The organism is Aliiglaciecola sp. 2_MG-2023 (assembly GCF_030548145.1).
GTDB lineage: Bacteria > Pseudomonadota > Gammaproteobacteria > Enterobacterales > Alteromonadaceae > Aliiglaciecola > Aliiglaciecola lipolytica_A.
In genome coordinates, this window is the sequence record NZ_JAUORY010000002.1 from 67,816 (window position 1) to 83,352 (window position 15,537).

Consider the following 15,537-nt stretch of genomic DNA (forward strand, 5'->3'; position numbering starts at 1 on the left):
TTTCATCTGAATTTACTAAGACTTTGCATTAATTTGCTTGATATGAGCTCTAACTGTTGAGTTTCATTGGAAACAGATTGCACTAATGCGGACTCTTTCTGACTAATTGAATCCAATTGCCCCACAGAGTTGGCGATATTGTTAATCACATTGGTTTGGTTTTCCACCGCGCTCTTCAAACCATTAGTCACCTCATCAACGTGTTCGATATTTGATTGTACGCTTTGCATTAAATTAAGCGCTGAATCAGCTTGTTTACTGGTGGTGTTTCCTAAAGTCATACATTCCTGCATAAATAAACTAGACTGTTTGGAAGATGACAGCAGTCTTGCCATGATTTCATTGACTTCTTCGGTACTGGTTTTTGTTCTCGAAGCTAATTGACGAACTTCATCGGCAACTACTGCAAATCCGCGTCCTTGCTCACCCGCTCTGGCCGCCTCAATCGCAGCATTTAGTGCTAGTAGGTTAGTTTGGTCTGCTATAGATTGTATGGTTTCTAAAACACTAGAAATGCTATCGCACTCATTGGCCAGGTCTTCAATACTTTTACTGGTCTTTGAAATGTTCTCAACTAATTTGCTCACTTCGGTATTTGCGTTCGTCATCTCCGTTTGCGCTTTTTCGGTATCCTGTCTGGCATCACTAGCGCGATTATAGGTTTCTATGGCTAAATCCGATATGCTTGTGGCAGAATCCGATAGCTGCTCAGAAGCATTCGCAATAGCGGATATTTCGGAGTTTGCGATTGGTTTAAATTCTTGTAGTTCATTTGAAGCAGCTTTGGTGGAACTCGCATTTTTGTCTATTTTTTCCCCGAGCATCTCCACTTCATTGACAATAATTTCAAAGGATTGAATTAATTGATTAAAGGCAATGACTGATTGGCTTTTAGAATTGGGGTTAGAGCGATAAGTCAGATTAAATTTGCCGTCACCTGTGGCAATGCCGCCAACACTTTTTAACAATTCATGGGCAGCTTGGGTGTTAACTGCGTTCTTTTTACTCATCCAGGCTAAAATCACACCTTGCGCAATAGCATAAGCAAAATGCACTAACAGTAAGGTGAAAAGTAGTTCACCATCTAACAGCACATATAGGGGCGCACCAGCCTGCTGTAAAAAGAAAAAGCCTAAATGGTGCACTGCAACGACAATAATTGCGGTAATAAAAATACGCCAATTTTGATAAAAAGCTAAAAACGACATCAACACAAATATGCCAAAGTGAATTTCAATCGCGCCGTGCATCTGCTGAATATGCAAAGCTGAAAACAACATGAAGCTGACAGCAACTACGTGCTGAGTAATTTCGGCTTGCGCGTTTTTATTGATCAAAAGTAGTGGAATAATAACGGCAGGAATGCCTACCACAGCCGCTTCAAGCCAAGTTCCATAAATGGGAGCGATGGCGAAGCTGATCAGTAATAGTATTGGTAAAACAAAAGTCACAACCTTGTTAGCGCTGTCTATCCATGGTCGGTTCATGCTATTCATTTCGTATATCCACATTTTTGTTGAAAATAAAATGCTAAGTTTGCAGGTGAATTTGCTTATTTAGCCTTTAAAATGAGAACGGAAAGTTTTAAATGCAGATGAGCAAACGGTATATTATTCTTTGCTTCAATGTGTACCTTGAACTAGCAGTGCTAGATAAAGCTTAAGCACTTTCTAAAACGTTGAATAATTGCGGTTCTTAAATTATCCGTAGCAAATTAAGCTTTCATTCGTTCTTTCAATATTCTCTTTATCGTTGTTTAATAAAGTTACATTAATGTAACTAATGTAGATCAAACAAATATTATCATTCGAATATCTCAACGCTTAATGTTAGCTTGGATTTATACATTTTGCCTTTACATTATGAGAGTTAAAATATGACAGTCACGAAACAATTATTCACCGAAATTACTTCAAATGGCCAACTAACCGTTTCTTTAAAAGAACGAGAAATACCCGCTTTGAAGCCTCATGAAGTTATGGTTCAGATCCAAGCCGCACCTATTAATCCGTCCGATATGTGGCCAATGTTTGGTCCAGCTAACGTATACGAAGGAACCTTTAATAAAGATCAAATGGAATTTACTGCGCCAGTTGCACCAGCGATGCTTGCTAGCGTGCGCTCAAGATTGGATCAGGTTTTACCAATAGGTAATGAAGGGGCTGGTAAAGTGGTCGCCACTGGAGACAGTGAATCAGCCAAAGCCTTGATGGGGAAAACGGTCGGCGTATTAAGTGGTGCAACTTACTCTGAGTTGTGTGTTGTGCCATTTCAAGCATGTATTGTCCATAATGAAAATACCTCAGCTAAGCAAGCGGCTTCTTCTTTTGTTAACCCATTAACCGCTTTAGGTATGGTAGAAACTATGCGTGCAGAAGGACATTCTGCTTTGGTACATACAGCAGCTGCGTCGAGTCTAGGAATAATGCTGAATAAAATATGTATTGCTGAAAATGTTCCGTTAGTGAATATCGTTAGAAAACAAGAGCAGGTAGAAATACTAGAAAAGCTTGGGGCAAAATACATTTGTAATTCCTCAAGTGAAAACTTCAAACAAGATCTGTATGAAGCAATCGAAGCTACCGGAGCCACATTGGCCTTTGATGCAATTGGTGGTGGCGACTTAGTCAGTAATATACTCGCAGCAATGGAAAGAGTGGGAAGTAAAGACGCCAAAGGATTTAATACTTATGGTTCAGCTGATAACAAGCAGGTGTACATTTATGGTGGATTAGACTTTTCTCCAACAGTGTTAAATCGCGCCTATGGCATGACATGGGGTATTGGAGGCTGGTTGCTAATGCAATTCTTAGGCAAACAAAGTCCACAAAAGGTAAAACAATTACATCAGCGTGTTGCTAATGAAATCGATACAACTTTCGCCATTGATTTTACCGATGAACTGTCTTTTGAGCAGGTTCTAGAGCCTTCTGTTATTGCCAAATATATGGCAAAGAAAACCGGCGAGAAATTTTTACTCAACCCCAGTTTAGGTTAATTTCAGTCGGTTAAAAAACTAAAAATAGTGAAGGATATAATTACCCTTCACTATTTTTTTTGGTTTGTTTTGATATCGAATGTTGCGGTGAATTCTCATTGCAAATAGCTTAACTAATGCATGACTAACGCTTTGCATACCTACTTCTTTATGTAGAGTGCAAAGCGTTAAGAAGTGTGAGCTTTACCCAACAAGCCACATCCCATCTGAATGTTAGATAGGATGGGAATTATCACGCTGCAGCTACATTGAATAAATCAACGAAGGATGGCTGTAATTGAATATCTACTGGTAATTTCAACAGCCTTGCGACATCGCTTGCTGAAATCAACCCACGAATTTCGTGATTACTCTTATCAATTACCAAACAATGTTGTTGATGATTATCCCTCAGAGTTTCTACTACATCACCAACTCTGGCTGTACTTAATTCCTCGTAAGCGAAAGCTTTAAGCGTGTTTCTTGGACGCATAAAATCGGTGACGGTAATTTCTTCCCGAGGTTGATTTTTGGTAACTTTCGCAAGTATTTTCTGCTCGGTTAAGTCACTTAATGCAATAACTCCAATGAAGTTCTTTTCACTATCAAGTACCAGTTTCATTCTAACATGTGACTTTTTCATCAGATCTTCAAGTTCCACAGCTTTCGCTGTGGAATCGATAACCAAAGGCATGAACTGCTTGAAATCAGTGAAAATAGACAACGCATTTGAACGCATTGTGATGCTAGTGTTTTCGGGGGGCCAAACGAGTTTGTCTACAGATTCAGTGTTATAGAGCGCTAACTTTTTCATTTGCACGCTCCTTTTTAACACTTTTTAACAGATTGCTTTTTGTTTTAGACTGAATAAATGCACAGTCGACACGATAACGAATTAAAACGTCAGTTATACTCATGGGAATACCCTCTGATTTTATAAAATTAAAAAATTGTTTTTGTATCAGATGGATATAGAGGGCGGACCGCGTATAAAGTCAGCATTTTTGAATACAATAAAAGCTGCATTTTGCTGATAAGCGAAGGGGGCATAGCTGACTAGGCTTGACGATGAAGTGAATGAATTTAAGGTCGCATCGAAATCAAAGTCTAAAGGATCAAGACTAAATATTTGCGCCTGTTCTACTATTGAACTGGATTGGTCGACTGCACCTTGTTGATTCTCAAATGCTACTGATGAGAAGCTAAAACTAGCTACCCACGACATCAGCAATATATTGAACCAAAGGGTTTTCATCAAATTCTTACTCTTTACTACTTAGTAATTATTTACAGACAGTGACATTAATCTTAACTGTTTGGCATCTCCAAAAGTGTTTGGTTCACCCGAAAATGCAAACAAATATCAAGTTGTTCAAAATTAGGAGAAAAAGTAATGCCTATGCAATTGCTTTCTCCCAATCTGTTATATGGTAAAATACGCCTATAAAGTGGCTATGTACAAATTTTTCAACCCATTAAATCGACCAATTGTCGTAGATGTTAAAAAATTGTCACAATTTCGCATATTAATTTAACTATAGGTTTATAACCTCGATATTTTAGGCAACTGGATTCCATTGAATACTTCAATCATCAACCGCACCATTTCAATCGCGCCAATGCTGGATTGGACTGATAAACATTGTCGTTATTTTTTACGACAGATTTCACAACACTCTTTGCTTTATACCGAAATGGTGACAACGGGGGCTATCATCTTTGGTAAGGGCGATTATTTAGCTTTCAATGATGAAGAGCATCCAGTTGCGCTGCAATTAGGTGGTTCGGATCCCGTGGATATGGCTCGCTGTGCGCTGCTCGCACAACAACGTGGTTATGATGAGGTGAATATTAACGTTGGCTGTCCGTCTGATCGTGTACAAAATGGACGCTTCGGCGCTTGTTTGATGGCTGAGCCAGAAACCGTTGCTGCATGTATTAAGAGTATGCAGGCCGAGGTAGATATTCCAGTGACTGTGAAATCTCGTATTGGTATCGATGAAATGGACGAGTATGAAGATTTGACCAGATTTATCGAACAAGTCGCGGGTGCTGGTTGCGATACCTTTATTGTGCATGCCCGTAAGGCTTGGTTAAAGGGCTTAAGTCCGAAGGAGAATCGCGACATACCGCCTTTGATGTATGAGCGTGTTTATCATTTAAAAGAGCAATTTCCAGATTTGCACATTAGCATTAATGGTGGAGTGAAGACGTTAGACGATGTGGCCTTACACTTAAAATATATAGATGGGGCAATGATAGGTCGCGAGGCTTATAGCAATCCGTATATTTTAGCCGAGGTTGATAAGCTTTTTTACAACGATAACCATGCTATTCCAACTCGTCATCAGGTTGTTGAAAAAATGATTGAGTATGCAGAGGTCCAATTAGAGTTACCTCATACCCGAATCTGGCACATAGCTCGGCATATGCTCGGTTTATTCCAAGGACAACCTGGTGCGCGTATTTGGCGCAGATACTTAAGTCAGAATGGTACTCAAAAAGGTGTCGGCATTGAGTTATTGCATGATGCATTAGATACTCTGGATGAAGCTCAATTCCAAGCGGAACAATTTCGCAATACTCATGCACCTGACCAAGTTGGTTAAAAACGCTAAGTGACTTGGTCAAAAACACTAAAATATTATTTTTTACTTCAAAAAAATGTTATTTGGTTTATTTGTCGCGTCCCATGTTTTTTGAAAATCCTTTAAAAAACAAATGGATGCAATTTTTTTTAGTAGTTGGCACAACTATCGCAATAATGATTGCGACTTAACTAGTAACTGAATAATCAGTTACACATACAGCACAACTACTAAGGAAATTATTATGTTTAAGAAAATCACAGCAGCAACAGTACTTATCTCAGGTTTATTCGTAGCTTCATCTGTACATGCAGCAAATGTATCAGTAGAACAACTTGTTGGTTCACTTATTTCACAAGCAGTTAGCGTTACTAAAGAAGAAATATCATACGGTGTTGAAGAGGCCATTTTGACAGTAAACAATTCAATTGGTTTTGAGTCTGATTCACAAGATTATGTAACTAACGTAACCATTACAGATTTAAACAGTGACACTGAACTTAAAAAAGAAGAAAGTGATAAAGCTGAATAGTAAGGAGACTAACTATGTTTAACCACATACATCTACTTACTCTATTATTAGCACCGGTAATGGCCTACCTCGCAGCAGCATTAGTATTTAGTCTGGTCGAGTGTAAAAAGAACAGCCATGCAGTACCGGTTAATGGTTCTAATCTCCAATATCATGACGGTCGCAACGCGCAGTAGAGACCGTCATCTTTTATTTAAATTACCCTCTCGAAATTTATCCATCCTTAGCTTAAATAACTTTCCATCCTGTCCGCTTTGTCATCTAAAATAATGGTTCACTAAATTAATTGTTGATATATACTTGATGTGTCAATTAATAATTTGGATATGAAATGAAAAAACTAACTGACTCTATGTCGCTGTTAATCAATTTGAACTTAGCTGCTGTAAAGGTTAATAAAAAGCTTGATCGTAGTTTAAGTGTGCACGGGGTTAGCTTTAGTGAGTACATGGCATTGCATGTTTTGTCTAATCAACCGATGCACACAATGAGTCGAATCGCCTTAGCTGAAGCTTTAGGTATGACAGCTTCAGGTGTAACACGTATGTTGAATCCTCTAGAAAAAATTCACCTCATTGAAAAACAAAAAAATCCAAGAGACGCCAGAATAAGTTTGGTTAAGTTATCGGCCACAGGTGCTACATTGTATGAAGATGCATCTGTCAGCTTTAAACACTTTTCTGAGAATAGTGTATCTGACTTAAGGCAATATCAAATGGAGTCTGTTCTGGAAGTACTTAAGAAGTTTTAGTTGCCCGTCCGTTTCAAACCCTAGTATTAGGTTTAGCGGACTTGCTAAAAGTACTATTCACTTTTCAGAGGTTTGTTGGTCTGCCTAGTGAGATCGCGATCTCTCTAAAGATATGTTGTGCGCCGACAACATACTCCCATCACTATGACGTTTTTTTCACGCCCTTAATTCAGACATCGAACATTTATCTGCCGCTATTTTATAACGCTTTCCTAGTTTTAATATTTTGACCAACTAATTAGCGAATTTGACTAATATCCTAATTTGAAATTCAAAACGTATTTTTTAAATTCAGATGGCAATATTAAAAGTAGATAATAAACAATGGTTTAGCTGTATTTGAAAGTTTGGCACGTAGTTTGTAATAAGAGAAGTACTGGTAAAGAAAATTGAATTTAGAATTATCAAAGTAATTCAAAATACAACACTCATATAAATCTCGGAGGATCGAAAAATGGGTATGTTCACAAGAATGTCAGACATAGTACAAGCAAATCTTAATGCCATCTTAGACAAAGCGGAAGATCCACAAAAGGTCATTCGCCTAATAGTGCAAGAAATGGAAGAGACCTTAGTAGAAATACGCTCAGTTGCGGCAAGAAGTTTAGCTGATAAAAAACACTTAGTGCGCAAACAGGAAAAGCTAGAGGGACAAGTTAAAGATTGGCAGAGCAAAGCCACAGTCGCGCTTAAAAAAGAGCGTGAAGACTTAGCTAGAGCCGCTTTAGTTGAAAAAAACAAAGCGCAAGAGTCGTTAAAATTGCTAACCAAAGAAATGGACGTGGTTGAAGAGGCTATTGCTAAATTGCAAGACGACACTTCACGTTTGCAAGAGAAACTTAAAGAAGCAAGAAGTCGTCAAAAAGCGTTGGATATTAGACAGCAATCAGTGTCAGTACGTCTGAAAGCGAAAACCTCTCAGAGTGTTGAGAAAATTGACGATGCAATTGCTCGGTTCGAACATTATGAAAGTCGTATCGACGACTTAGAATCACAAGTCGAAGCTTATGATTTGGTATCTGAAAGCCAATCTTTAAGTGCGCAAATCGAGAAGCTTGAACAAGACGAAAATATCGAAAAAGAGTTGGCTGCGCTGCGCAAGAAAGTCGCGTAACAAAGTCGGCTTGGCAATCTCTAAAATGTTTATTCGTAAGGCCTGAAATTTTTGGGCCTTCGATTAAAACGTACTAATTTCTGTAGGAGTATCAACATGAAAGACTATTTAAATACAAATCAACTATATCGTGACACGGTTCGTGGCAAAATTAGCGGCGTATGTGCAGGCATTGCAACGCATTTTAGTGTTGATGCTTGGATTGTAAGAATCGCAGCTATCGCAGCCTTTATTTTTATGCCAATGGTTGTTGGTGTGGCTTATCTGTTAGCGGTTTTGTTAATTCCAACAAGATAACCTTAGTTTCGTAGGGAGAATGCGATGAAAAATCTTATTTTAGCTATTTTGATTGCCGTACTTATTACTTACAGTTGCGGTATCTTGGTTAGCGAGTGGTTTGATTTCTCGATTCACTTAGATGAGCATATATTTGGTCCGATGGAGTCGGTTGTAGGGGTTACCGCTATTGGCGCCGTATTGGCCATTGTTGGTGTTATTGTCGCTATCAGCGTGTTTGGTGCCATAGCATTGGCTTTGTTTGTTGCGTTTGTGGCTATGTTATTGGCTGGCGTTACTGTGTTTTGGCCAATGTTACTGGTGATTGCCTTCATTATCTGGTTAGTAAAAGACAAGCGGCCAACTCAATATTAACGGTAAAAATCGCCGGGCCGCATGAATACCAATTACCGTTATTAACCGCACAACATAATCTGCCGCCATTATTAGGTGAGACGATAAACAACTCACAACTGAAAAAGCGCTGACTATTCTGGTAAAAGCGCGTGAATTAATTGATAATTACGGGAAATTTATTATTCAGGAAAGGCAGTTTATGAAATTCGTCAAGCAGCAACCGTGGTTGATTTTCATCGGATTATTGGTTTGTAGTTTTGCTAGCTCTGCAAATATCAAAATATCAGATGCAACAGTACGTTTATTACCGCCAACAGTTCCTAATACAGCTGCTTATTTTAAAATCCAAAATACTTCCAACAAAGATGTGGTTCTGGTATCCGCCAGCACCGACATTGCTGAAAAAGCTGAATTGCATGCTCATGTTATGGAAAACGGTATGATGAGTATGCAACAACAAGAACAAATTAAAATACCAGCTGGGGAAACAGTCGCCTTCAAACCTGGTGGTTTACACGTAATGATATTTGGTCTTAAAAAGCCATTGTCAGAAAATCAAAGGGTTTTAATTACCTTGGTCAGCGAAGATCAAAAAACGATTCAGGTAGAAGCAAAAGCGGTTATGCCCGGAAAAGAAAAGTCACATAGCCATCATTAGAATAGATGATGTTATGCGTGTAAGGTGTCATTAATTCAAAATACAGGAAGCATATTATGCAACGTTTTTTAAATGCGAAATGGCTCACCACCACTTTCCTAATAATTGTGTTTATAGGTTGGTTAGTTTCTATCTATTGGAGTTCAGAACCTGATTCGTTCAATGTGAGAACGGAAGCTCAATCATATGCTCAAGCGAATTCGGAAAATGTGGTTGTAGGTTACACAACAACTCATACACTGATTCGTGTGGTGGAATCGTTAATGGATAAACCAGGTGGTTATTTATCAAACGACGTTATGCCGCCGGGAATATTCATGGATAACATGCCTAGATGGGAATTTGGAGTGTTAGAAATGTCCCGTGATCTTGCGTTGGCAATGCGCAAAGATTTTAGTCGCTCGCAGTCACAATCTATGGAAAACCCAGAGTTAATAAAAGCGCAGCCAGCGTTAAATATGAATCACCTGAGTTGGATGCTTCCTTCAGCAGAGTCAATGTACCAAGACGCGCTTAAAGATTTGTATGCTTATCGAACTGATTTGGCTGATAAAGGCCAAGGCAGTGCGCAATTTTTCTCTCGAGCAGATAACTTGAGGGATTGGTTGAAGCAAGTAGAAAAACGATTGGGCAATCTTTCACAGAAGCTAAGTGCCAGTGTCGGCCAAGAAGTGCTAAACACAGATTTAGCTGGGGATGCGCAAGCTAGACAGTCTACACCTGAACCTAAACAGCGTTATGAAAAAACCAGCTGGTGGAAAACCGACGATAATTTTTATGAAGCAAGAGGTGCCGCATGGGCTCTGATTCATTTTCTCAAAGCGGTAGAAGTCGATTTTGCTGACGTGCTTGAAAAGAAAAATGCCACAGTCAGTTTGCGTCAAATTATTCGTGAACTCGAATCTACTCAACAGACAATTTGGAGTCCGATGATTTTAAATGGAAGTGGCTTAGGTATGTTAGCTAATCACTCATTAGTCATGGCGAACTATATTTCCCGAGCAAATGCTGCTTTAATCGAATTAAATGAACTGTTAAATCAAGGATAAAAGAGTGAAACATAGAGTCAAATCATTAATTTTAGCCGCATCCGTAGTCGCTGTACCTGCCCAAGCAGATACTCTACTCGGTTTGTATGTGGGTGCCCAAGGCTGGAATATGGATACCGAAGGTGGATTTGCCAACGATGCTGATATAACCAGATTTAATTTTGATACTGAAACTAAGTCGAGTTTTTATGCCGCATTAGAGCATCCGATCCCGTTGTTACCGAATATCAAAGTACGTCAAACAACCCTAGATACCAGTGGCGATATTACACTAAATAGCACTTTCACCTTTAATGGTGAGATTTTTAGTGTAGACACGGCGCTGACCACGGAAGTGGATATGAGCAATACCGACTTTATTTTGTATTACGAATTATTTGATAACGATTTGATTAGTTTTGATTTCGGCATCAATGGGAAATACGTAGACGGTGAAATATTTGTCAGAGAAACGGCGGACGCCTCTAACTTTGCCAGAGAAGAGTTTTCTGGCGTTGTGCCTATGGTGTATTCAAAACTTTACATTGGCCTACCTTTTACCGGCTTAGGAGTTTACGCGGAGGGCAGTTATTTGGCGATAGATGACCACTCTTTGAGTGATTATGAAATCGCGTTAGCTTACGAATTTGTCGATAATTTGGCGATTGATATGACGCTACAACTGGGCTACAGAGCGACTTCTTTAGAGTTGGAAGATCTAGATGATATCTACTCAGATTTAGAGTTTAGTGGTGCATTTGCCGGGATCGAAATACACTTCTAAGTCAATAAAGTTTGGTTTTAAGTCCAATAAGTAATAAAAAATCCTATTTAGGTCTTTCCTGTTAATAATAAAAAACGCTAACCTGCTTGCATCAATTAAAAGGTTAGCGTTTTTATGTCTTCAAAGAACAATCAGGCACTTGTGCCAACTGCTGTTATTAACGAATCACAATGGCAACAAATTAATAGCGCCATCGCGCCGCTAAACAATGACCAGCTTACTTGGATGAGCGGCTATTTGGCGGGTTTAGCACATCAACAAACCGGTGGGCAAGTCGTTGCGCCTGCTGCAACTGGTGCCGTTGTTGAAAAGCAACTTACAATTCTTTATGGATCACAAACTGGCAATGCCAAAGGTGTTGCCCAAGACTATAAAGAAAAGGCAGAACATGCTGGTTTGAAAGTCAACTTACTGAGTATGGCTGACTACAAAGCTAAGCAGTTGAAAAGTGAAACTCATCTACTTATCGTGGTCAGTACTCACGGTGAGGGCGATGCGCCAGATGATGCAGTTGAGTTACATGAGTTTGTTGGCAGTAAAAAGGCACCAAAACTGCCAGAATTAAATTTTGCTGTAGTTGGCTTAGGTGATAGCAGTTATGAATTCTTCTGCCAGACCGCAAAAGACTTTGACGCCCGTCTTGAAGCCTTGGGGGCCAAACGCATTACTCCAAGAGTCGATTGTGACGTAGATTACGAAACTGTAACCAACGCATTTTTTGATCAAATAGCCATTCAGTTAAAAGAAGAATTTGCCGCTAGTCAAGCGCAAGTTGCACCTGTCGCTGGGGCTGTAGTTAGTACTTCTGGAACGGCAAGCAAATCAGAATATTCTAAGAAAAATCCATTTACGGCTACTTTATTAGAAAGTCAAAAAATCACTGGGCGAGATTCAATTAAAGATATTCGTCATATCGAAATTTCTCTTGAAGAATCTGGTATTCAATATCAACCAGGTGATGCATTAGGAATTTGGTTTACCAATGACGAAGCGCTAGTTGACGAATTATTGAAGCTTGTTGCTGTTGATGAAAATGAAACCGTGGTGGTTGGCAAGGATACTCTTAGCGTTAAACAGGCGTTAATCGAAAAATTTGAGTTAACCTTGAGTTATCCTACATTTGTGAAGAGCTATTTAGAGTCTGCTCCGAATGAAAAATTACAAGCATTATTCGATGATAAAGCGAAGCTAAGAGAGTATTTAGCGGATAAGCAAATTGTTGATATTGTGACTGATTTCCCAGCAAAAATTAGCGCTGAGCAGCTGGCTAGAGCACTCAGGCCCATTACCCCAAGACTGTATTCAATCGCTTCGAGTCAAGCAGAAGTAGATGATGAAGTGCACCTTACTGTTGCAATGGTTGAATATGACGTCAATGGCAATGTGCGCCAAGGTTCAGCTTCCAACTTCTTGGGGAAACGCCTAGAAGAAGGTCAAGAGCTCAAAGTGTTTGTCGAACATAACAATAACTTCCGTTTACCACAAAACCCAGAAACACCGGTGATCATGGTTGGTCCAGGCACAGGAATCGCTCCGTTTAGAGCTTTCATGCAACAGCGTGCAGAAGATGATGCCGAAGGTAAAAACTGGTTGTTCTTTGGAAATCCAAGTTTTACTCAAGACTTCCTATATCAAACGGAATGGCAACGTTTTGTTAAAGATGGCGTGGTAGACAAAGTAAGTTTGGCATTCTCCCGTGACCAAGAGCAAAAGATTTATGTACAGCACCGCATTTTAGAAAATGGTGCTGAGTTATTTGATTGGCTAGAACAAGGCGCGCATTTTTACGTATGTGGTGACGCGACCCACATGGCTAAAGATGTTCATGATGCACTTTTGACTGTTGTTCAAGAACACGGTGGTAAAAGTGAAGAAGATGCTGAGGCGTATTTAACCGAAATGCGTCGTAGTAAGCGTTATCAGAAGGATGTGTACTAATGGTTTCCGATAAAAAGTTTATAGTTGAAGGTAAATTGGCAGAAAACGAGCGTATTAAAGGCGATAGTAACTTTTTGCGCGGGACGATTGCCCAAGACCTTAAAGACGATTTGACCGGTGGCTTTACCGCTGACAATTTTCAGTTAATTCGATTCCACGGTATGTATCAGCAAGATGACCGTGATATTCGTGCTGAACGAGCGAAACAAAAACTAGAGCCATTACAAAATGTGATGTTGCGCGCACGTTTACCTGGAGGAATTATTTCTCCAAAACAATGGTTAGCAATCGACAAGTTTGCAGAAGAGCATAGCCTTTACGGCAGTATTCGTTTAACTACTCGTCAAACGTTTCAGTTCCATGGTGTATTAAAGCCACACATTAAAATGATGCACCAAATGCTTGATAAAGTGGGGATTGATTCAATCGCCACCGCTGGCGATGTAAATCGGAACGTGCTGTGCACGTCAAATCCAGTGGAGTCTGCAGTACATCAAGAGGCGTACGAATGGGCTAAGAAAATTAGTGAACATTTGCTGCCTAAAACGCGCGCTTATGCTGAAATTTGGTTGGATGGAGAAAAGGTCGAAACGACTGAAAATGAGCCCATTCTAGGAAATAACTATCTACCGCGTAAATTTAAAACGACAGTGGTTATTCCACCGCATAACGATATTGACGTGCATGCAAATGACCTTAACTTTGTGGCCATTGCTGAAAACGGCAAACTAGTTGGTTTTAACGTATTAGTGGGCGGCGGCTTAGCCATGACCCATGGTGATCACTCTACTTATCCTCGTAAGGCTGATGACTTCGGTTATATCCCATTGGATAAAACCTTGGATGTCGCAGCTGCTGTTGTTGGTACTCAGCGGGACTGGGGGAATCGTGTAAACCGTAAAAACGCGAAAACCAAATACACTCTTGAACGTGTTGGGGTTGAGAACTTTAAAGCTGAAGTTGAAGCTAGAGCGGGCATTGAGTTTGCGCAAAGCCGTCCGTATGAGTTTACTTCTCGTGGAGATCGTTTCGGTTGGGTTGAAGGCGTTGATGGCAAATACCATTTAACCGTTTTCATTGAAAACGGCCGTATTCTAGATTACCCAGGGAAAACCTTAAAAACAGGCTGTGCTGAAATTGCTAAAATTCACACTGGTGATTTTCGTTTAACCGCGAATCAAAATCTGGTTATTGCTGGCGTGCCTGCTGAGCAAAAACAGGAAATTGAATCTTTAGCCAGAACTCATGGCTTGATTTCAGATGACGTGAGTAATCAACGATTAGATTCCATGGCTTGTGTTTCATTGCCGACTTGTCCTTTGGCAATGGCGGAAGCAGAACGCTATTTACCTGATGCGGTAACGGATATCGAAGGTTTGCTGGCTAAACATAATGTCGCTGACCGCAGCATAATATTCCGTGTTACTGGTTGTCCTAATGGATGTGGTCGAGCCATGCTTGCAGAAGTTGGTTTGGTTGGAAAAGGCCCTGGTAAATACAATTTCCACCTCGGTGGCGATCGTCAGGGTACGCGTATCCCCAAAATGTACAAAGAAAATATTAGCGAGCAAGAGATTTTAGCTCACCTCGACGAACTTATAGGTCGTTGGGCTAAAGAAGGTAACCAAGACGAAGGTTTTGGTGACTTTTTGATTCGCGCTAAAGTCATCGCTCCGGTTGTTAATTCAGCCAAGGATTTTTATGCCTAACGCAGTATTCCAAAATTCAGCCGAAAATGCTCATGCAGCAGATTGGATTAACAGTCTAGACACTGAGCAATTCGCTGAGCTTAATGCAGATCTTGAAAAACAAACACCTCAACAACGGGTGGTTTGGGCGCTCAAGCATCTGCCAGGTGAGCACATCGTTTCGTCTAGTTTTGGTGCTCAATCAGCGGTAATGTTACATTTATTATCTCAAGAATATGCCGATATTCCTGTTGTCTTAACTGATACCGGTTATCTTTTTCCTGAAACCTACAAATTCATTGATGAGTTAACGGAGCGATTAAAGCTTAACTTGAAAGTGTATCGGGCTCCAGAGTCCGCTGCATGGCAAGAAGCTCGTCACGGGTTATTATGGGAACAAGGTATCGAAGGTATTGAGAAATACAACAAGATGAACAAGGTTCTACCTATGCAGCAGGCTTTGAAAGAGCTGAAGGTTGGAACTTGGTTTGCTGGTTTAAGACGTTCTCAGTCAGACTCTCGTGAAAACTTAAATGTGCTGCAAAGATTAAACGGACAAACCAAAGTTTATCCAATTATTGATCAGTCAAACAAAGCACTGCATCAGTACTTAAAAGCACATGATCTGCCTTACCATCCACTTTGGGAGAAAGGTTTTGTGTCTATTGGTGACTGGCATACTTCGAAAGCTTTGGAAGCTGGTATGAGTGAGCAAGATACGCGTTTCTTTGGATTGAAGCGCGAATGTGGGTTGCATGAGTTTGGTGACGGCATTTAGCGGGGATAAATCCCCGCCTACAATGTAGCATGGGCTTTAGCCCATGATTAATTTAAGAAACAGCCGGC

17 protein-coding genes are annotated in these 15,537 nt (G+C 40.1%); 14 read left to right on the forward strand and 3 right to left on the reverse strand.

All coding sequences use genetic code 11. The features are described 5' to 3' along the window. Window positions 1-2 precede the first annotated feature (2 nt). Window positions 3-1,496, reverse strand: coding sequence for a methyl-accepting chemotaxis protein (locus Q4567_RS02255; protein WP_303499196.1), 1,494 nt, complete (start codon window positions 1,494-1,496; stop codon window positions 3-5). A 380-nt stretch (window positions 1,497-1,876) separates the two neighbouring features. Here Q4567_RS02255 and Q4567_RS02260 point away from each other — a divergent pair, with 380 nt between their 5' ends. Then, window positions 1,877-2,998 carry a zinc-binding dehydrogenase gene (locus Q4567_RS02260; RefSeq protein WP_303499198.1) on the forward strand — a complete coding sequence of 374 codons (1,122 nt, stop codon included), beginning with the start codon at window positions 1,877-1,879 and terminating at the stop codon, window positions 2,996-2,998. A 232-nt stretch (window positions 2,999-3,230) separates the two neighbouring features. Here Q4567_RS02260 and Q4567_RS02265 read toward each other — a convergent pair whose 3' ends face one another. Beyond that, on the reverse strand, window positions 3,231-3,791 hold the full coding sequence (locus Q4567_RS02265) for a CBS domain-containing protein (RefSeq protein ID WP_303499199.1): 561 nt from the start codon (window positions 3,789-3,791) through the stop codon (window positions 3,231-3,233). 147 nt (window positions 3,792-3,938) lie between these two features. Continuing rightward, complete coding sequence (locus Q4567_RS02270) at window positions 3,939-4,232, reverse strand: hypothetical protein (RefSeq protein WP_216048916.1); 294 nt, start codon at window positions 4,230-4,232, stop codon at window positions 3,939-3,941. Between the two features lie 322 nt (window positions 4,233-4,554). On the opposite strand from Q4567_RS02270, the gene dusA reads away from it, so the two are divergent. The 13 genes from dusA (at window position 4,555) to Q4567_RS02335 (ending at window position 15,469) form a co-directional block, all read left to right on the forward strand. Then, the gene (gene dusA / locus Q4567_RS02275) at window positions 4,555-5,586 is read left to right on the forward strand and encodes a tRNA dihydrouridine(20/20a) synthase DusA (RefSeq protein WP_216048915.1); all 1,032 of its coding nucleotides are present in this window, start codon (window positions 4,555-4,557) and stop codon (window positions 5,584-5,586) included. Between the two features lie 223 nt (window positions 5,587-5,809). Next, window positions 5,810-6,097, forward strand: a complete 288-nt coding sequence (locus Q4567_RS02280) for a hypothetical protein (protein WP_216048914.1) — start codon at window positions 5,810-5,812, stop codon at window positions 6,095-6,097. Window positions 6,098-6,111: 14 nt separating this feature from the next. Continuing rightward, window positions 6,112-6,273, forward strand: a complete 162-nt coding sequence (locus Q4567_RS02285; protein ID WP_216048913.1) for a hypothetical protein — start codon at window positions 6,112-6,114, stop codon at window positions 6,271-6,273. A 155-nt stretch (window positions 6,274-6,428) separates the two neighbouring features. Then, window positions 6,429-6,848: a MarR family winged helix-turn-helix transcriptional regulator gene (locus Q4567_RS02290; RefSeq protein WP_303499201.1), complete on the forward strand. Its 420-nt coding sequence runs from the start codon at window positions 6,429-6,431 to the stop codon at window positions 6,846-6,848. A gap of 454 nt (window positions 6,849-7,302) precedes the next feature. After that, window positions 7,303-7,962 (forward strand): phage shock protein PspA, encoded by a 660-nt coding sequence (gene pspA, locus Q4567_RS02295; RefSeq protein ID WP_216048911.1) that lies wholly within the window; start codon window positions 7,303-7,305, stop codon window positions 7,960-7,962. A gap of 96 nt (window positions 7,963-8,058) precedes the next feature. Then, window positions 8,059-8,259, forward strand: coding sequence for a PspC domain-containing protein (locus Q4567_RS02300; protein ID WP_216048910.1), 201 nt, complete (start codon window positions 8,059-8,061; stop codon window positions 8,257-8,259). Between the two features lie 24 nt (window positions 8,260-8,283). Further along, window positions 8,284-8,613 carry a hypothetical protein gene (locus Q4567_RS02305; RefSeq protein ID WP_216048909.1) on the forward strand — a complete coding sequence of 110 codons (330 nt, stop codon included), beginning with the start codon at window positions 8,284-8,286 and terminating at the stop codon, window positions 8,611-8,613. 181 nt (window positions 8,614-8,794) lie between these two features. Further along, window positions 8,795-9,253 carry a copper chaperone PCu(A)C gene (locus Q4567_RS02310; RefSeq protein WP_303499203.1) on the forward strand — a complete coding sequence of 153 codons (459 nt, stop codon included), beginning with the start codon at window positions 8,795-8,797 and terminating at the stop codon, window positions 9,251-9,253. A gap of 56 nt (window positions 9,254-9,309) precedes the next feature. Beyond that, a complete protein-coding gene (locus Q4567_RS02315) occupies window positions 9,310-10,302 on the forward strand; it encodes a DUF2333 family protein (protein WP_216048907.1) in 993 nt (330 codons plus the stop codon). A 4-nt stretch (window positions 10,303-10,306) separates the two neighbouring features. Then, window positions 10,307-11,065, forward strand: a complete 759-nt coding sequence (locus Q4567_RS02320) for a TIGR04219 family outer membrane beta-barrel protein (protein WP_216048906.1) — start codon at window positions 10,307-10,309, stop codon at window positions 11,063-11,065. Window positions 11,066-11,179: 114 nt separating this feature from the next. Then, window positions 11,180-13,003 (forward strand): assimilatory sulfite reductase (NADPH) flavoprotein subunit, encoded by a 1,824-nt coding sequence (locus Q4567_RS02325; protein WP_216048905.1) that lies wholly within the window; start codon window positions 11,180-11,182, stop codon window positions 13,001-13,003. Beyond that, window positions 13,003-14,712 carry an assimilatory sulfite reductase (NADPH) hemoprotein subunit gene (gene cysI / locus Q4567_RS02330; RefSeq protein ID WP_216048904.1) on the forward strand — a complete coding sequence of 570 codons (1,710 nt, stop codon included), beginning with the start codon at window positions 13,003-13,005 and terminating at the stop codon, window positions 14,710-14,712. The genes Q4567_RS02325 and cysI overlap by 1 nt, the downstream gene beginning before the upstream one ends. Further along, entirely contained in the window at window positions 14,705-15,469 is a 765-nt protein-coding gene (locus Q4567_RS02335; protein WP_216048903.1) for a phosphoadenylyl-sulfate reductase, read from the forward strand. The genes cysI and Q4567_RS02335 overlap by 8 nt, the downstream gene beginning before the upstream one ends. Window positions 15,470-15,537: the final 68 nt, after the last annotated feature.